At 60.7% G+C, this 17,173-nt stretch carries 14 protein-coding genes; 9 read left to right on the top strand and 5 right to left on the bottom strand.

Features of this window, described 5'->3' with window-relative positions:
* Window positions 1–48: 48 nt before the first annotated feature.
* Together ACQKP4_RS08225 and ACQKP4_RS08220 are read right to left on the bottom strand one after the other, a co-directional pair.
* Window positions 49–1,368, bottom strand: coding sequence for an LLM class flavin-dependent oxidoreductase (locus tag ACQKP4_RS08225; protein ID WP_427632083.1), 1,320 nt, complete (start codon window positions 1,366–1,368; stop codon window positions 49–51).
* 2 nt (window positions 1,369–1,370) lie between these two features.
* Entirely contained in the window at window positions 1,371–3,596 is a 2,226-nt protein-coding gene (locus ACQKP4_RS08220; protein ID WP_427632082.1) for a TonB-dependent receptor, read from the bottom strand.
* Between the two features lie 205 nt (window positions 3,597–3,801).
* On the opposite strand from ACQKP4_RS08220, the gene ACQKP4_RS08215 reads away from it, so the two are divergent.
* The gene (locus ACQKP4_RS08215) at window positions 3,802–4,842 is read left to right on the top strand and encodes a LacI family DNA-binding transcriptional regulator (protein WP_427632080.1); all 1,041 of its coding nucleotides are present in this window, start codon (window positions 3,802–3,804) and stop codon (window positions 4,840–4,842) included.
* A 149-nt stretch (window positions 4,843–4,991) separates the two neighbouring features.
* On the opposite strand, the gene ACQKP4_RS08210 is transcribed toward ACQKP4_RS08215, so the two are convergent.
* On the bottom strand, window positions 4,992–5,882 hold the full coding sequence (locus tag ACQKP4_RS08210; RefSeq protein ID WP_427632078.1) for a LysR family transcriptional regulator: 891 nt from the start codon (window positions 5,880–5,882) through the stop codon (window positions 4,992–4,994).
* A gap of 127 nt (window positions 5,883–6,009) precedes the next feature.
* Here ACQKP4_RS08210 and ACQKP4_RS08205 point away from each other — a divergent pair, with 127 nt between their 5' ends.
* Window positions 6,010–6,744, top strand: a complete 735-nt coding sequence (locus ACQKP4_RS08205) for an SDR family oxidoreductase (RefSeq protein WP_427632076.1) — start codon at window positions 6,010–6,012, stop codon at window positions 6,742–6,744.
* A gap of 174 nt (window positions 6,745–6,918) precedes the next feature.
* Window positions 6,919–7,176 carry a hypothetical protein gene (locus ACQKP4_RS08200; RefSeq protein ID WP_427632074.1) on the top strand — a complete coding sequence of 86 codons (258 nt, stop codon included), beginning with the start codon at window positions 6,919–6,921 and terminating at the stop codon, window positions 7,174–7,176.
* A gap of 14 nt (window positions 7,177–7,190) precedes the next feature.
* Here the strand turns inward: ACQKP4_RS08200 and betT are convergent, their stop codons facing one another.
* Window positions 7,191–9,146: a choline transporter BetT gene (gene betT, locus ACQKP4_RS08195; RefSeq protein WP_427632108.1), complete on the bottom strand. Its 1,956-nt coding sequence runs from the start codon at window positions 9,144–9,146 to the stop codon at window positions 7,191–7,193.
* Between the two features lie 420 nt (window positions 9,147–9,566).
* Window positions 9,567–10,493 (bottom strand): serine O-acetyltransferase EpsC, encoded by a 927-nt coding sequence (epsC, locus tag ACQKP4_RS08190; RefSeq protein ID WP_427632072.1) that lies wholly within the window; start codon window positions 10,491–10,493, stop codon window positions 9,567–9,569.
* A gap of 190 nt (window positions 10,494–10,683) precedes the next feature.
* Between epsC and ACQKP4_RS08185 the strand changes: the two genes are divergently transcribed.
* The 6 genes from ACQKP4_RS08185 to ACQKP4_RS08160 all read left to right on the top strand — a co-directional run bounded on the left by ACQKP4_RS08185 (window position 10,684) and on the right by ACQKP4_RS08160 (window position 17,169).
* The gene (locus tag ACQKP4_RS08185) at window positions 10,684–11,676 is read left to right on the top strand and encodes a D-cysteine desulfhydrase (RefSeq protein WP_427632070.1); all 993 of its coding nucleotides are present in this window, start codon (window positions 10,684–10,686) and stop codon (window positions 11,674–11,676) included.
* 445 nt (window positions 11,677–12,121) lie between these two features.
* Window positions 12,122–12,922 (top strand): cystine ABC transporter substrate-binding protein, encoded by an 801-nt coding sequence (gene tcyJ, locus ACQKP4_RS08180; protein WP_427632068.1) that lies wholly within the window; start codon window positions 12,122–12,124, stop codon window positions 12,920–12,922.
* Window positions 12,922–13,587 (top strand): cystine ABC transporter permease, encoded by a 666-nt coding sequence (gene tcyL, locus ACQKP4_RS08175; RefSeq protein ID WP_427632066.1) that lies wholly within the window; start codon window positions 12,922–12,924, stop codon window positions 13,585–13,587. Before tcyJ ends, tcyL begins: the two co-directional genes overlap by 1 nt.
* A 4-nt stretch (window positions 13,588–13,591) precedes the next feature.
* A complete protein-coding gene (gene tcyN / locus ACQKP4_RS08170; protein ID WP_427632064.1) occupies window positions 13,592–14,347 on the top strand; it encodes an L-cystine ABC transporter ATP-binding protein TcyN in 756 nt (251 codons plus the stop codon).
* 487 nt (window positions 14,348–14,834) lie between these two features.
* Complete coding sequence (locus tag ACQKP4_RS08165; protein WP_427632062.1) at window positions 14,835–15,599, top strand: hypothetical protein; 765 nt, start codon at window positions 14,835–14,837, stop codon at window positions 15,597–15,599.
* Between the two features lie 328 nt (window positions 15,600–15,927).
* Window positions 15,928–17,169 (top strand): SfnB family sulfur acquisition oxidoreductase, encoded by a 1,242-nt coding sequence (locus tag ACQKP4_RS08160; protein WP_427632060.1) that lies wholly within the window; start codon window positions 15,928–15,930, stop codon window positions 17,167–17,169.
* Window positions 17,170–17,173 lie beyond the last annotated feature (4 nt).

The following is a 17,173-nucleotide window of genomic DNA, read 5'->3' as shown; positions in this document are numbered from 1 at the left end:
TCCGCGGTGCAACACAGATCCAATGTGCGGGCTTGCTCGCGAAAGGTGTTACGCAAATCTGTTGCCTGGCCGGGCCAGCCCAAGGTTCTGGCGCAACGTGCGGCCTTCGTACTCTGTTCTGAACAATCCACGGCGTTGCAGTTCCGGCACCACGCCGTTGGCGAAATCTTCCAGACCGCCGGGCAAGTGCGGCACCAGCACATTGAAGCCATCCGCCGCGCCGTGTTCGAACCATTCCTGCAACTGGTCGGCAATCTGCCCGGCCGTGCCGATGAGGCTGAAATGCCCTCGGCCACCGGCAATCTTGCGGCCCAAATCAGCGAGGCTGAGGTTTTCCCGGCCCGCCAGTTCCGTCAGCAGCTTTTGCCGACTTTGCTGGCCGCTTTCGGTCAGCGGCAAGTCCGGCAGCGGCCCGTCCAGCGGGTACTTCGACAAGTCGAAGTTGCCCAGCATACGCCCAAGTAACGCAACGCCAACCTGGGGTTCGACTAATTGCTGAAACGTTTCAAATTTTTCCTGCGCCTCGCTTTCGGTTTGCCCGACCACCACAAAAACACCGGGCATGATTTTCAGCGAATCGGCACTGCGCCCGTGGCGGGCCAGCCGTCCCTTGAGGTCGGCATAAAACGCCTGGGCATTGGCCAATGACGTCTGCGCGGTGAACACCACTTCCGCCGTCTGCGCTGCCAGCTCACGGCCAACCTCGGAAGAACCGGCCTGCACAATCACCGGCTGCCCCTGCGGCGAGCGAGCGACATTGAGCGGACCCTTGACCCGAAAGTGTTCGCCGACGTGATCCAGCACGTGCAGTTTGTCCGGGTCGTAGTACGCGCCACTGGCCTTGTCGCGGATGAAAGCGTCGTCCTCCCAGCTGTCCCACAGGCCGGTGACCACCTGGTGAAATTCCCGGGCGCGGCTATAGCGTTCGGCATGGCCGATGTGTTCGTCGCGGCCGAAATTCTGCGCTTCGGCGGCGTTATCCGACGTCACCAGGTTCCACCCTGCCCGTCCGCCGGACAGGTGGTCGAGCGATGCGAATTTGCGCGCCACGTGATACGGCTCGTTGTAGCTGGTGGTGGCCGTGGCGATCAGGCCGATGTGCTCGGTCACGGCACTCAGGGCCGACAGCAGGGTCAGCGGCTCGAAATAATCGGAGCGCGCCATGCGGCTCGCGATCTTGTCGCCAGGTGCCGCGACGCTGTCGGCGAAGAACACCGCGTCGAACTTCGCCGCCTCGGCAAGTTGCGCCAACCGCTTGTAGTAGGTGAAATCCAGCCCGGCGTCGGCCGGCACATCAGGATGACGCCAGGCGGCGATATGGTGCCCGCCGGCCATGAGGAAAGCGCCCAGTTTCAGCTGTCGAGCCATGGTTAGAAGTCCTTGCGCAGTTGCACACCAAAGTAGCGTTCGTCGTCCCGTGGAACGGCGCGGTAGATATAGGCGCCGCCCGTGGCCAGCGCCGGCGAGTACGACTTGTCCGTGAGGTTTTTGCCCAGCAGCGCCACGCGCCAGCCATTGCTGTAATCGGCCAGTGCGATGCTGGCGTTCCAGATCCCGTAGGCCCCTTGCTTGGTGTCGGGGTTCTGGCTGATGTCGTACTGCACTTCGCTCTGCCAGCTGTAGTCAGTGCCCAGTTCGACGTCCAGCCCGTTATCCAGCGGGATGGTGTAGTCGGCGCGCACGTAGCTTTTCCAGTCCGGGCTGAACGGCAGTGGTTTGCCGTTGACGTTGCACGACGCCGCCGCGCCCGCCGGGCAGGCGAACTCGTCGATGCGGGCGCGGGTGTAGGCCAGGGCACCGGAAAACTTCAGTTGCTGGGTCGCCTGCAAGGCGTAATCGACTTCGACGCCTTCGGTGCTGACCGTACCGGCGTTGATCAGGCGCGTCACCACTTGCCCGGCGACGGTGTCGAAGAAGTTCGCCTGGTAGTTGTCGTAATCGCTGTGGAACACGGCGAGGTTGGTGGTCAGGCGATTGTTCCAGGACGTGGCCTTGATCCCGAGTTCCCAGTTGTTGGAGGTTTCCGGTTTCAGCGCGTCGGTGTCCCGTGGCTGCATGTTGAAGAACACGTTGTAGGCCGGGCCTTTGTAGCCGCGCGAATAGGTCAGGTAGGTGGTGACCGCATCGCTCAGGTCATATTGCACGCCGAGTCGACCCGACCAGCCGTCCTCGTCCACCGAACCGGAACTGCTGGTGCCGGGCTGGATGCCGGTGACGGCAGTCGGCGAAGTCGAGACGCGACGGTGATCGTATTCCAGATCATCGTGGGTCCAGCGCAGGCCGGCGATGCCACGAAAATCCGAAGTGAAGTTGAGCGTGCTTTCGCCGAACACCGCGTAGCTGTCGCTGGTGGTGCTGTAATCGGCGACGCCCCGGTTGACGCTGGTGGGCGTGGTGAGCGTGCGCTGATAGGTTTCGTCGTCCTTGCCGTGCATGTAGAACAGGCCGCCGACGTATTCGAGGAATTCGCCTTTAGGCGAAGCCAGGCGCAGCTCTTGCGAGTACTGATCGAACGCCAGGTCGCCCTTGTCGGCACTGCCGGGGAACGCGGCGGTGATGGTGCTCAGACGATCGCCGTCCTGATACTGGGTGTTGTCCCAACCGCGCCACGCGGTGATCGAAGTCAGGGTGTAATCGCCCAGGTTCCAGTCGAGCTGGCCGGACAATCCTTTATTGATGTCGTCGACGTGCGTGCGGGTGTCGGTGTTGATCTTGCGGTTGTCGCTGGAACCGCGCACCGGGTTCAGCGCATTGGCGAAGGCCGGTGTCAGCGACTCGCTGACCACGCCATTCGGCGCGTCGTCGTGGGACTGCATGTAGTCGGCAATGAAGGTGAATTTGACGTCGTCGTTGGGGGTGAATTCGAGCTTGCCGCGCGCGCCCTTGTGGTTGTAACCGTTGACCTCCTGACCGTTGTACTCGTTATCGACGTTGCCGTCGTAGCTGCCGAACAACGTGGTGATCGAGCCCTTCAGCGTATCCGGAATCAGGCTGCCGCCGAGGCCGAACCGGGTGCGGCTTTCGTTGCCGCTGTAGTACGACTGATCGATGTAGCCATGGGTGGCGGCGGTCGGCTCTTTACTGGTGATGTTGAGCACGCCGGCCGAAGCGTTTTTGCCGAACAGCGTGCCTTGCGGCCCACGCAGCACTTCGACGCGTTCCAGGTCCAGCAGGTCGAGGGTCGACTGACCCGGTCGGGCGTAGACCACGCCATCGATCACCGTGGCCACGGTCGGCTCGACGCCGGGCGAGGTGGAAATCGTCCCGACCCCACGTACGAACAGCGAGGTGTCTTTGTTCGAGGCGCCGGTGCGGAAGTTCAGCGACGGCACTTGCTGGACGATGCTCGACACGCTGTTGCGGTTGTCGCGCTCAAGCTGTTCACCGTCGAGCACCGATACCGCCACCGGGATTTTTTGCAGCGATTCTTCGCGGCGGGTGGCGGTGACTGTCACGGATTTGAGGGTGGGCTCTTGATCAGCACTGTCGGCGGCAAATGCAGCCGGCAGCGGCAACGCGACCAGCCCGGTAAAGATCCAGCCCGCAGCGCGAATGGAGTGCGCCAGTTTGTGTGTTACCCCAGGAAAATTGTGCATGGTCTGCCCGCTCGAAAGTTTGCCCTGAACCGCTGCCGTTCTGCGACAGCGCCTGTGAAATTTGTCTTGGGCATTCGCTCGAGCGAGTAGCAGACAGTGCGCTTTGTTAGCGCTAACATCGCCAGTATCGGCAAGCGTCAAATAGACCGTCCAATACTGAAAAATTACTTTTATATGCCATTTAGTTTTTAAAAAGGATTTTACGTTGAGCGAAGACAAGCCCCGAAAACGCCGTGGCGCCGGGCGCGTGACCCTGAATATGGTCGCGCGGCAAGCCGGCGTCTCGGCCATCACCGTGTCGCGTTTCTTCAACCAACCTGATCAGGTTTCACCGGAGCGGCGCGAGCGCATCGCCGCGGTGGTCGCCGAATTGGGCTACGTGCCGAACCTGGTCGCCGGCGGCTTGGCATCGGCGCGCGGCAAAATCGTCGGCATGGTCATCCCGAACATTTCCGGGCCGATCTTCGCCAACACGATCCAGGGGTTCAGCGACACCCTCAGTCAACACGGCTACCAACTGCTGCTGGCGTCGAGTTACTTCAGCGCCGCGCAGGAAGAAAACGCCGTGCGCGCGTTCCTTGGCTGGTCGCCGGCGGCGCTGGTGCTGACCAGTCATTTCCATAGCGCCGGCACCGAGAAAATGATCGCTGAAGCGGACGTCCCAGTGATTGAAACCTGGGATTACCAACCCGAGCGCGAGCCAATCCAGATCGGCTTTTCGCATTTTGAAGTGGGCGTGACCGCCGCGCGGTATCTGCATGGCAAAGGTTATCGACGCATCGCGTTCGTGCAGAACAGCGCGGCGGGCGACTTGAGTGCATTGGAGCGCCGTGATGGTTATGCAGCGACGGTTCGTCAGCTGGGACTTGAACCGTGGGTGTTCGCGCCCGATGTCGGGCGGGCGCCATTCGAAGCCGGAAAACAGGCAATGGAAGCGCTGATGAACGCGTCGCCAGCGCCCGACGCCATCATCTTCGCCAACGACAACCTCGCCGCTGGCGGCTTGCTGGCAGGGCAACGCGCCGGGCTCAGGATCCCGGAAGATTGCGCACTGCTCGGCTTCGGCGACTACCCGTTCGCCGAAATGCTGCTACCGAGTTTGAGCACCATCAAACCGCCCGCTCTGGACATCGGCGTGCTGGCCGCGACCCGCATCCTTGAAAGCCTGGGCGTGTTGCCGGTGGCCGATGAAGTGCAGCGGTTGAACCTGTTGGAATGTCGGGTGATTGAGCGTGAGAGCGCTTGATGACCGCTCACTGATTTGCACTACACCGGTGGGAGCGGGCTTGCTCGCGAAGAGGCCACCACATTCAACATCTTCGTTGACTGTCAAACCGCTTTCGCGAGCAAGCCCGCTCCCACAGAGGCTCAGCCTGGCCGACTATTGCGCAACCATCAAACGGCCCCCGCAAACACCTCCCCCAACCAATCCACAAACACCCGAACCCGTGGCGACAGGTGCCGGTTGTGCGGGTACAGCACCGACACCGGCATCGGTGGTGGCGGCGTGTCGCTGAGGACTTCCTGGATCAGCCCTTGGGCAATCTGCGTTTGCATGCGGTAGTGCGGGCACTGGATCAGACCCAAACCGGCAATGGCGGACGCCGCGTAAATTTCCGCGCCGAACACTGACAGCGCGCCATCGATGACGACTTCCTGCAATTGGCCATCCACCATGAATTCGAAGGGAAACAGCTTGGCGGTGGTGCGCGAGACGTAGTTCACCGCACGGTGATGCCTGAGGTCTTCGAGGGTTTTTGGTTCGCCGTATTTGCGCAAGTAGGCGGGGCTGGCGCAGGTGATCTGCCGCAAGTTGGCGACGCGTTTGCCGATCAGCGCCGAATCGCCCAGCGTGCCCGCGCGCAGCACGCAGTCGACGCCTTCGGCGATCAAGTCGACAAAACGGTCGGACTCGCTGATGGACAGGTCGATCTCCGGGTAGCGCGCCATGAATTGCGGCAGCGCGGGGATTACGAAACTTTTCGCCAGCGTGCCGTGCAGGTCGACGCGCAACCGACCTTTTGGCGCGCAACCGCGAAACGCCAGCTCGGCCTCTTCCAGTTCCGCCAGCAACTGCACGCAGCGCAAGTAGTAGGCCTCGCCGTCCAGCGTGGGACGCACTTTGCGCGTACTACGCTCCAACAAACGCGTGCCGAGCCATGCTTCGAACTGATTCAGGGTGTGGGTCAAGGTCGCGCGCGGCAGGTTCAGGTCTTCGGCCGCAAGGGTGAAGCTGCTGCGCTCGTAAATCCGCACGAACACCTTCATCGCTTTGACTTGATCCACGCGGGCCTCCGGGCTCTATTGTTGGCGAATATTGAACAGTCAAGGCAACTCTGGTGCATTTATCGGCTTGAGTAAACATGTGAAATTGGCCGCACCCCGACCCACATCCTCATCAGGAATCGACGTTATGACGACTCAGAAAGTTGCGATTGTGACCGGCGCCTCGCGCGGCATCGGCGCGGTGATTGCCAAACAGCTGGCCGGCGAAGGTTTTGCCGTCGCCATCAACTACGCCAACAGCGCCAGCGAAGCTTCCAGGCTGGTGGTGGAACTGCGTCAGGCCGGGCACCAAGCCATCGCGGTCAAGGCTGACGTGGCCAATGCCGACGACGTGCGCCGGATGTTCGACGAGACGGAAACGCAACTGGGCAAGGTCGATGTGCTGATCAACAATGCCGGCATTCTCAAGGTGATGCCCCTGGCGCAACACACGGATGAGCTGTTCGACCAGACCTTCAACATCCACGCGCGTGGCACCTTCAACACCTTGCGTGAAGCCGCGACGCGGCTGAACAGCGGCGGACGGATCGTCAATTTTTCCAGCAGCACCGTGGGTCTCAACTTGCCGGGGTACGCGGTGTACATCGCCAGCAAAGCGGCGGTTGAATCGCTGACTCAAGTGTTCGCCAAGGAAATGCGCGGGCGCGACATCACCGTTAACGCGGTGGCGCCGGGACCGGTGGCGACGGAGTTGTTTTTACATGGCAAGAGTGAAGAGCAGATCCAGAACTTCGCGAAAATGCCGCCGCTGGAACGCCTGGGGCAGCCCGAGGATATTGCGCGCATTGTGTCGTTTCTGGTGGGGCCGGATTCGGCGTGGGTCAACGGGCAGATTTTGCGCGCCAATGGTGGCTTGGTTTAACCGCAGCGGCGCCTATGCTTAGTCGACAGGCGGGAAACCGGGGTAGCCCTTTCGCGGGCATGCCCGCTCCCACATTTGACCGCGTTGTGTCTGGCAACTCGATCCACTGTGGGAGCGGGCTTGCTCGCGAAAGCGGCTTGTCAGGCAACACACATTGAACGGGCGTAACCCACCATGCACACCGCAATCATCATCACCTTCGGCCTGGCCCTGCTCGCGCTGATGCTGTTCATCGGCGAACGGGTCGGCTTCAGCCGCCAGACCCTGACCTACAGCTTCGTGGCCTTGTGGCTGGCGCTGACGGTGATCAACGGCGCAATCGGCGTGGTCACTGCCGGCCAGCCCGTGAGTTCGGAGCTGGTGGTCGGCAGTGTGGTGTTCGGCGTGCCGGTGGCGGCGCTGGTGTTGTTCATGGTCCTGAACAACGCCTAGCAGCCACCTTGCGATCAACGCACCAGGTGCAGGAACTGCATGTGCCGTTCGTACTGATCGAGGATGTCGTTGATGATCTGCTCCTTGGTGTAGCCCACCAGGTCGTAGTCCTGACTGCCTTCCGCCAAATGCACTTCCGCCCGGTAATAACGACGGTTGTTGAGTTCCTTGGAACCCATGCCGCCACGGGCGAATGACGGCGTGAAGTAACCGCGCATCTGCACCTGATAGATAAACGGATGCTGTTCGCCGTGGCCGATTTCCAGGCTGACATTGTCGTTCGCCGGGTCCGGCTGAGTGACCACGTTCAGCCCCTTCTCGACAAACACCGCCGTCACTTCTTCAATCGCCGGACGCACCGTCGTATCGAGAAAGCGATACACCTCGTCGCGCGACGGGAAGTGCACCGCCTGGCTCAGGCGCTGACGCCAGCCGCCTCGGCGCGAACCGGACACCGGCGCCAAAGAATGCAGCTGCGCGATCTGCTTCTGCGACTCCAGATAGAACGCCTTGTGCAGCCCCCACATCATCAGCAGCAAAATCATCGAGAACGGCAACGAGGTCAGCACCACCGCCGACTTCAGCGCGTCGATGCTGCCGGAGAACAGCAACGCACTGGTGACCAGCGCAGTCATCGCGCCCCAGAACACCCGCAGCCATTTCGGCCCGTCTTCGTCAGGATTGCCGCCCTTGGCGGACAGCGTCGACAGCACCACCGTGCCGGAGTCGGCCGAGGTGACGAAGAACACGAAGCTGATGAACACCGTCACCGCGATCACGGTTTTGCTCCACGGGTAGGTTTCCAGCAGCAGGTACAGCGTCATCGACGGGTTATCGATGGCCGACATGCCGAGCGCGCTCATGCCGTGGTTGAGCACTTGATCGATGGCGCTGTTGCCGAAGATCGACATCCACGCCAGGGTGAAACCGAGCGGAATCAACAACACGCCGAAGACGAATTCACGAATGGTGCGGCCACGGGAAATGCGCGCGATAAACAGGCCCACGAACGGCGACCATGCGATCCACCAGGCCCAATAGAACACCGTCCAGCCGCCCAGCCAGTCGCTGGGTTTGTCGTAGGCGTAGAGGTCGAAACTCTTCATCGGCAAGGCGCCGAGGTAGTCGCCGATGTTCTGGATCAAGGTGTTGAGCAAGTGCTGCGTCGGGCCGGCGAACAGCACGAACAGCAACAGCGCGCAGGCCAGCAGCATGTTGATGTCGGACATGACCCGCACGCCTTTGTCGACGCCGGACACGGCGACGATGATCGCCGCGCCCATCATCAGCGTGATCAGGCCGACCTGAATCCACTGCGTATGCGCGATGCCGAACAGGTAGTCGAGCCCGGCGTTCAGGTGCAACACGCCGAAGCCCATATCGGCGCCGAGGCCGAATACGGTGGCGATGATGCCGAAGCCGTCCACCGCATAACCGATGGGGCCGTTGATGCGTTTGCCAATCAGCGGGTACAGCGCCGAGCGCAGGGCCAGCGGCAGGTTGTGACGGTAGGCAAAGTACGCCAGCGCCATGCCGACAAAGGCGAACACGCCCCAACCGTGCAAGCCCCAGTGCAGAAACAGAATCTGCATCGCCTGGCGCGCCGCATCCGGCGTACCGGCGCTGCCCTGTGGCGGTTGCGACAGGTGCGTCAGCGGTTCGGACACGCAAAAGAAAAACAGCGTGATGCTGATCCCGGCGGCGAACAGCATCCCGGCCCAGGACAGGTAACTGAATTCGGGCTCGTCGTGGTCGGCACCGAGCTTGATCTTGCCGTAGCCAGATAACGCGGTGACCACCACGAAGACCAGATACAGGGTCATCGCGAGCATGTAGTACCAGCCGACCGTGTTGGCCGCCCAGTTTTGCGCTTCCAGCAGCCAGGCGCCGGCCCGTTCAGGCATGGCAATGACGACAATGCCAAACAGCAGGATGAAGCTCGCCGCGAAGTAAAACACTGGCGGGTTCATGCGGACCTGACCGCTGGCGGGGGTGGACGATGCACTCATGAAAAGCGCACCTCGAGGGGGTAAATCAGGGCGATCGAAAACGGACTCGGCAAAGGCAAGCCTCCTGTTGTGAGCGGGCAGCAAACCGGCGGTTTAACTTGAATGAGCGTTCAAGTTAAACATGAATAGCCTGCTAAGGACTAATCGCAGGGCTCGGCGGTGCCTTTCCTACACTAGTTCAAGGAAGGGTATGACGCGGGGTTTGGAGGATTCGTTCAGTGGGAAATGAGCTAAATGCCATTACCTGTGTTCGGCTTGAAACCATTCGCGAGCAAGCCCGCTCCCACAGGGGTTTGTGTCGTTCACCAATGCCGGGGTCGACACAGGTCCACTGTGGGAGCGGGCTTGCTCGCGAAGACGATCTATCAGACGCCGGAGGGCCTACTTCTGCGTCCCGTCATCATGCTGCAGATTCGCCTGCGTCAGGTTGCACCCCGCCGGCACGCTGCGGGTCAGCCAGACATTGCCGCCAATGGTCGAACCCTTGCCGATGGTGATCCGTCCCAGAATCGTCGCCCCGGCATAGATCACCACATCGTCCTCGACAATCGGATGCCGCGGATGGCCCTTCTGCAACTGCCCGTCTTCATCCGCCGGGAAGCGCTTGGCGCCCAGCGTTACCGCCTGATAAATCCGCACGCGCTCGCCAATGATCGCCGTCTCGCCAATCACCACGCCCGTCCCGTGATCGATGAAGAAGCTGCGCCCGATCTGCGCGCCCGGATGGATATCGATGCCGGTGGCCGAGTGCGCGATTTCTGCGCTGATCCGCGCCAGCAACGGCAGCCCGGCGCGGTACAAATGGTGCGCGAGGCGATGGTGAATCACCGCCAGAATTCCCGGATAGCACAGCAACACTTCGTCGACACTGCGCGCCGCCGGATCGCCGTGGTAAGCCGCCAGCACATCGGTGTCCAGCAAACTGCGCAGCCCTGGCAACGCGAGGGCAAAGTCCTGAATGATCGAAATGGTTTTGGCCTCGACCTCGACGTCGGCGTCGTTGCTGTGGCGCGCGGCGTAACGCAATTCGAGCCGCGCCTGGGCCAGCAACGCATTCAGCGCGACGTCCAGCGTGTGGCCGACGTAGAAGTCTTCGCTCTCTTCGCGCAGATCCACCGGGCCCAGCCGCATCGGAAACAAGGCACCGCACAGCGCTTCGAGAATCTCCGCCATCGCCGCCCGGGACGGCAACTCGCGACCGCCCTGCTCGCCGCTGACACGACCGTTTTGGGCACGCCATTGTGCGCGCGCGGTGCGCAGCTGGCTGACGATGGACTGCAATTGCCAATGGCTGGAACGCTCGCTCACGGTAAAAACTCCTCACGGGCGGCCGGACTGTCTGGCCGCCTTGACGGCGATTACTTTACGGCAAGGATCGCGGGCGAAATTAAGAACCAATAGTGCTGTGCTCAATACTTTTGGCTATATGCGATTCACGGTTGCCCGGTGAAAACCACGTGCCTATAGTCCTGACACCTTCCTCCGCCAGTACGGAACCATGATCAAACAACAGCTCTCCCGTTTTGACCGCCTCGACCTGCTCGGCCACCCCACGCCCCTGGAAAAACTCGAACGCCTGTCAACCTGGCTGGGCCGTGATGTGTACGTCAAACGCGACGACCTGACCCCGCTGGCCATGGGCGGCAACAAACTGCGCAAACTCGAATACCTGGCCGCCGATGCGCTGGCCCAGGGCGCCGACACATTGATCACCGCCGGCGCGTTGCAATCCAACCACGTGCGCCAGACTGCCGCCATCGCCGCCAGACTGGGCCTGGGTTGCGTTGCCCTGCTGGAAAATCCGCTGGGCACCGACGACGCCAACTACCTCGGTAACGGCAATCGGCTATTGCTCGACCTGTTCGACGCCAAGGTCGAGTTGGTGGAAAACCTCGACAACGCCGACGACCAACTGCAAGCCTTGGCCGAACGCCTGCGCAATAACGGCAAGAAACCGTATCTGGTGCCGATTGGCGGTTCGAATGCATTAGGCGCATTGGGTTATGTGCGCGCGGGACTGGAACTGGCCGAGCAGATCAAGGACACCGGCCTGCGGTTTGCCGCCGTGGTTCTGGCCTCGGGCAGCGCCGGGACCCACAGCGGCCTGGCGCTGGCGTTGAGTGAAACATTGCCGGATTTGCCAGTGATCGGCGTCACCGTGTCCCGTAGCGATGAAGATCAACGGCCCAAGGTCCAGGGCCTGGCCGAACGAACCGCCCAATTGCTGGGGGTGAAATTGCCAGCGAGTTTCAAGATCGAACTATGGGACGAGTATTTCGGCCCGCGTTATGGCGAACCGAATGCTGGCACGCTGTCCGCAGTGAAGCTGCTGGCGAGTCAGGAAGGGTTGTTGCTGGACCCGGTGTACACCGGCAAGGCCATGGCCGGATTGCTCGACGGGATTGGGCGCGGACGCTTTGACGAAGGGCCGATCATCTTCCTGCACACCGGTGGAGCGCCGGCGTTGTTTGCGTATAAAGATTTCCTTTAAGTGATCGTGCTGTGGCTAGGGGAGCTTCTTTGGTGAGAGGGCTTCTGTGGGTGTTCGGGCTTCTGTGCTGGAAGGGCTAACTGAAGGGAAAGGGCTTCTGTGGCGAGGGGGCTTGCCCCCGTTCGGCTGCGCAGCAGTCGTAGAGTCTGCTGACATTGGATGACTGACGGACGCAGGGGGCCGCTTCGCGACCCAACGGGGGCAAGCCCCCTCACCACAGAAGCCTCTTTCCTTCAGTTAGCCCTCAGCCTTATATTTCAAAATAGAATAACAAAATCAATATTAAGTATTTTCCTATCTAACGGCATCGTCATATAGTCGCGCCGCAGGCGAATTTGGCGCGAGACGCATAAGCTGCTTTAGGGCAGGATATTGCAGTCGTTCAAATCCCGATTTTGCCAACTTTCCTAAAAGCGCTTTCCATAAGAAACCACAGGGGCTTGTCATGAATTTTTCCGCACTACGTCGAAATCTGCTGGTAGGTTCGCTGGGCCTGGCGCTGAGCGCCGGTCTGCTGGGGCAAGCGGTTGCCGGTGAGCAACTGCAAAAAATCAAGGACGCCGGCGTGATCAACGTCGGCCTGGAAGGCACGTATCCACCGTTCAGTTTCGTCGACGCCGACGGCAAACTGACCGGCTTCGAAGTCGAGTTCTCCGAAGCCCTGGCCAAAGAGCTGGGCGTGAAGGTCAAACTGCAACCGACCAAATGGGACGGCATCCTCGCGGCGCTGGAATCCAAGCGTCTGGACGCGGTGATCAACCAGGTGACCATCTCGGACGAGCGCAAGAAGAAGTATGACTTCTCCGAGCCGTACACCGTTTCCGGGATTCAGGCGCTGGTGCTGACCAAGAAAGCACCAGAGTTGAACATCAAGACCGCCGCCGACCTGGGTGGCAAGAAAGTCGGCGTAGGCCTGGGCACCAACTACGAGCAATGGGTCAAAGCCAACGTGCCGACCGCTGACGTGCGCACCTACGAAGATGATCCGAGCAAGTTCGCAGACCTGCGTAACGGCCGCACCGACGTGATTCTGATCGACCGCCTCGCTGCCCTCGAATACGCCAAGAAAGCCAAAGACACCTCCGCCGCCGGCGAACCGTTCTCCCGCCAGGAAGCCGGGGTTACCTTGCGCAAAGGCGAGCCTGAGCTGCTGGCCGCGGTGAACAAGGCCATCGACAAGCTGCGGGCCGACGGCACGCTGAAAAAGCTTTCGGAAAAATACTTCAGCGCTGACGTCACTCAATAATGGAAGAAGCTTTCCAACTGGCACTGGATTCCGCGCCCTTCCTGCTGAAGGGCGCGTACTACACGGTCATCTTGAGCCTGGGCGGGATGTTCTTCGGCCTGCTGATGGGCTTCGGCCTCGCGTTGATGCGCTTGTCGCGCTTCAAATCGGTCAGCTGGCTGGCCCGCATCTACGTGTCGTTCTTTCGCGGCACGCCGTTGCTGGTGCAGCTGTTCGTGATCTATTACGGCTTGCCGCAACTGGGTATCGAACTTGATCCGCTGCCAGCGGCCCTGATCGGCTTCTCGCTGAACATGGCCGCGTACGCCTGCGAAATCCTGCGCGCCGCGATCAGCTCGATCGAGCGCGGCCAGTGGGAAGCCGCCGCGAGTATCGGCATGACCCGCGCGCAAACCCTGCGCCGGGCCATCCTGCCGCAAGCGATGCGCACGGCTTTGCCGCCACTGGGCAACAGCTTCATTTCACTGGTCAAGGACACGGCGCTGGCCGCCACCATTCAGGTGCCGGAACTGTTCCGCCAGGCGCAGCTGATTACCGCGCGCACCTTCGAAATTTTCACCATGTACCTTGCCGCCGCGCTGATCTACTGGATTCTGGCCACGGTGCTGTCGCACCTGCAGAACAAGTTGGAAGAGCGGGTCAACCGGCACGACCAGGAGTCCTGACCCCATGATTGTCGTGGAAAAACTGACAAAGCAGTTCAAGGGTCAAGTCGTGCTCAACGGCATCGATCTGGAAGTAAAGGAAGGCGAGGTAGTGGCGATCATCGGGCCGAGCGGCTCGGGTAAAACCACGTTTCTGCGTTGCCTGAATTTTCTGGAGGAACCTACCAGCGGCCGGATCAAGGTCGGTGACATCGAAATCGATGGCAGCCGTCCCTTGAACCAGCAGCAAGGCCTGGTGCGTCGCTTGCGCCAGCACGTGGGTTTTGTGTTCCAGAACTTCAACCTGTTCCCCCATCGCACCGCCCTGGAAAACGTCATCGAAGGCCCGATCATCGTCAAGAAGATGGCCCACGCCGACGCCGTTGCCCTGGGCAAAAAGCTGTTGGCCAGGGTGGGCCTGGCGGGCAAGGAAGACGCTTACCCGCGACGCCTTTCCGGCGGGCAGCAACAACGCGTGGCGATTGCCCGCGCGCTGGCGATGGAGCCGGAAGTGATCCTGTTCGACGAGCCCACCTCGGCGCTCGACCCTGAACTGGTCGGTGAAGTGCTGGCGACCATTCGCAGCCTGGCCGAAGAGAACCGCACCATGGTGATCGTCACCCACGAAATGGGTTTTGCCCGAGACGTGGCCAACCGCGTGGTGTTCTTCGACAAAGGCGTGATCGTTGAACAAGGTGAATCCAAGGCACTGTTTGCCAACCCGAAAGAAGAACGCACTCAACAGTTTCTCAGCAAGTTCCTGACTAACGCTCAACATTGAAACATCGCCTCACTACTTGTTAACTTCCAAGGATGGAAGTGACAACTACCCCTCCGAAAAAACCTCTCCTGTTTATTCAATTCTTCGCACTTTAGATTTTTGTTTAATGTTGTGTGCGGTACATATATATGTCCTGCAACAGATCAACCTTGCGCAGAATCACTCGATACAGCGTTCATCCACGAGCAACCATTGGCCATGGCCGACGAATAAAACCCCCTGAATTCGTCGTCATGTTCGACAGCACGGCGCAGCTTATTAACTTGGACGCGTAGGATATTTCTGAATAACAGTAGATCCAATACTTAACTAGCATCCTCTATTGACACCTATTCAAGCGCGCTCTTATCTAGTTGCCAGCAGGCGCCGCCCGTGCACTCGTTTATTATTAAACTTGCAAATAGTGAATCTTATTGTTGCTGGGCAATGCGCGCTTTTTGATCTTCCAGAAACGGAACTTCGTTGCAAGGCTTCAAGGAGAAACCCCATGAAAAGCACCTCGAATAAACCCGAACTTGCGGCCCCCACCTTGGCGCAATCGAACAAGACTGGCATCAACGTCACTTCGGCAGCGCATCTGCTGATCGACGTCGCGCCCTACCCCGGCATGGACGAAGGTGACCTGATCGAATTGTTCTGGGACAACTGCTACGTCGCGTCCCGCGTGCTGAGTACCGCCGACGTTGGCGAAGTGATCAGCCTGCGCGTCCCGCAAAGCTTCATTGCCAATGGCTCCTCCCGCCTGCATTACCGCGTGATGCAGGTCGGGCACGGGCCGGCGCTATCATCCGCGACGCGCGTGCAGATCAAGCTCGATTGCCCCGGTGGCCAGCCCTGCACGCCGGGCAGTGACGAAAACGAGCACCTGGCGCCGGTCAGTCTCCCTGACACCATTCGCCGGCAGGGGGTCAATCCGAACCAGATCAAACGCGGCGTGCCGTTGACCATCGAGCCCTACCTGAACATGGCCGCCGACGACGAGATCACCCTGCGTTGGGGCGACGTGCGCATGGACCTGCCAAAACTCAAGGCGTGCGATGTCGGCGAGCCGATTCAGGTCTGGGTACCGCCGTCCATCATTGTTGAAGCGGGCGAAGACCTTCGCCTGGAAGTCACGTATTGCATCCTCGACCGCGTGGGCAATAACTCACGCTGGGCGCCGCCACGAATGCTGAAGATCGGCTGCGCCAATCCTTATCTGAAAATGCCGTTGAAGGAAGAACTGAAGGTTGCAGAACCCGGCAAAAAGTGAAGGCACCGCCGACCCTGTGGGAGCGTCGCACCGCCGCTCCCACAGGGTCGCGAATTGAGGTTTGACGGCCCAGCCCAACGCTCAGCTGTTGCTCCACGAACAACTGTTGCGCTACGGACAGTCACCCTTCTATGCATATTCCTAAAAGTTAGTTTATTTAATATTTATACGCGCTTAGGGTATATGCACCGGACCACCGGACATTCTTGTTTTTCGCTCGCCGCCACCATTGCGGCGTTTTCATGAGATGTGAGGTAGGTATGGTCCGGAACACAATCACCCCAGTGCAGAACGCCAGGGCATTGCGTGCAGCCAAGGAGTGGCGCTGATGTCGAGTCTGGCAGATGCAATCGTTCAGAGTGATCTGGACATCGCCCCCCTGTTGTTGCCCGCGCAGGTTTTGCGCAACGACGCACAAGCCATCAAGGCTGCCCACGAGCTGGCGCAAGTCGCCCGCCTGCAAGCGGCCAAACGTGACCAGCAGCGCAAGTTGCCATGGTCGGAAATCGAACAGTTCACCCGCAGCGGATTAGGCAGCATTGCCATCCCGCGCGAATACGGTGGCCCGCAGGTTTCGTTCGTCACCCTTGCGGAGGTGTTCGCGATCATTTCCGCGGCAGACCCGGCGCTCGGGCAGATTCCGCAGAACCAGTTCGGCATCCTCAATCTGGTGCTCGGCAGCGCGACCGAGGCGCAGAAAAAACAGCTGTTCAAAAGCGTGCTCGAAGGCTGGCGCATCGGCAATGCCGGCCCGGAACGCGGCACCAAAAACACCCTCGAACTCAAGGCGCGCATCACCGCTGACGGTGACGGTTTCGTCATCAACGGCCAGAAGTTCTATTCCACCGGCGCGCTGTTCGCGCACTGGGTGGCGGTCAAGGCGCTGAACGACGATGGCAAGCAAGTGCTGGCCTTCGTCCGCCGTGGTACGCCGGGCTTGCGCATCGTCGATGACTGGTCCGGTTTCGGCCAGCGCACCACCGCCAGCGGCACCATTTTGCTCAACAACGTACGGGTCGACGCCGAGCTGGTGGTGGATAACTGGAAAATCAACGACCAGCCAAACATCCAGGGCGCCGTGTCGCAGTTGATCCAGGCGGCCATCGACGCCGGCATCGCTCGCGGCGCCATCGACGACGCCATCGAATTCGTCAAAACCCGTGCTCGCCCATGGATCGACGCCAAGGTCGAACGGGCCAGCGATGACCTGTATGTGATTGCCGACATCGGCAAACTGAAAATCGAACTGCACGCCGCCGAAGCGCTGCTGCGCAAGGCCGGCAAAGTGCTCGATCAGGTCAACGCCGCGCCGCTCACCGCCGAGTCCGCCGCGCGCGCCTCGATTGCCGTGGCCGAAGCCAAAGTGCTGACCACCGAGATCTCGCTGCTGGCCAGCGAAAAGCTCTTCGAACTGGCCGGCAGCCGCGCCACCCTCGCCGAATTCAACCTCGACCGTCACTGGCGCAATGCCCGCGTGCACACGCTCCACGACCCGGTGCGCTGGAAGTATCACGCCGTCGGCAGCTATCACCTGAACGGCACGCTACCCGCTCGCCACTCCTGGATTTGACCAG

The organism is Pseudomonas sp. NPDC086278 (assembly GCF_050280905.1).
Taxonomy (GTDB): Bacteria; Pseudomonadota; Gammaproteobacteria; order Pseudomonadales; family Pseudomonadaceae; genus Aquipseudomonas.
Note: the sequence above shows the minus strand (reverse complement) of the source record. Positions and strands in the feature narration are given on the sequence as shown.

Excerpts from the sequence above, each read along its gene's own strand:
- ACQKP4_RS08225 (WP_427632083.1), bottom strand. The coding sequence starts at position 1,368 with ATGGCTCGACAGCTGAAACTGGGCGCTTTCCTCATGGCCGGCGGGCAC.
- ACQKP4_RS08220 (WP_427632082.1), bottom strand. The coding sequence starts at position 3,596 with ATGCACAATTTTCCTGGGGTAACACACAAACTGGCGCACTCCATTCGC.
- ACQKP4_RS08205 (WP_427632076.1), top strand. The coding sequence starts at position 6,010 with ATGACGACTCAGAAAGTTGCGATTGTGACCGGCGCCTCGCGCGGCATC.
- ACQKP4_RS08200 (WP_427632074.1), top strand. The coding sequence starts at position 6,919 with ATGCACACCGCAATCATCATCACCTTCGGCCTGGCCCTGCTCGCGCTG.
- betT (WP_427632108.1), bottom strand. The coding sequence starts at position 9,146 with ATGAACCCGCCAGTGTTTTACTTCGCGGCGAGCTTCATCCTGCTGTTT.
- ACQKP4_RS08185 (WP_427632070.1), top strand. The coding sequence starts at position 10,684 with ATGATCAAACAACAGCTCTCCCGTTTTGACCGCCTCGACCTGCTCGGC.
- tcyJ (WP_427632068.1), top strand. The coding sequence starts at position 12,122 with ATGAATTTTTCCGCACTACGTCGAAATCTGCTGGTAGGTTCGCTGGGC.
- tcyL (WP_427632066.1), top strand. The coding sequence starts at position 12,922 with ATGGAAGAAGCTTTCCAACTGGCACTGGATTCCGCGCCCTTCCTGCTG.
- tcyN (WP_427632064.1), top strand. The coding sequence starts at position 13,592 with ATGATTGTCGTGGAAAAACTGACAAAGCAGTTCAAGGGTCAAGTCGTG.
- ACQKP4_RS08165 (WP_427632062.1), top strand. The coding sequence starts at position 14,835 with ATGAAAAGCACCTCGAATAAACCCGAACTTGCGGCCCCCACCTTGGCG.
- ACQKP4_RS08160 (WP_427632060.1), top strand. The coding sequence starts at position 15,928 with ATGTCGAGTCTGGCAGATGCAATCGTTCAGAGTGATCTGGACATCGCC.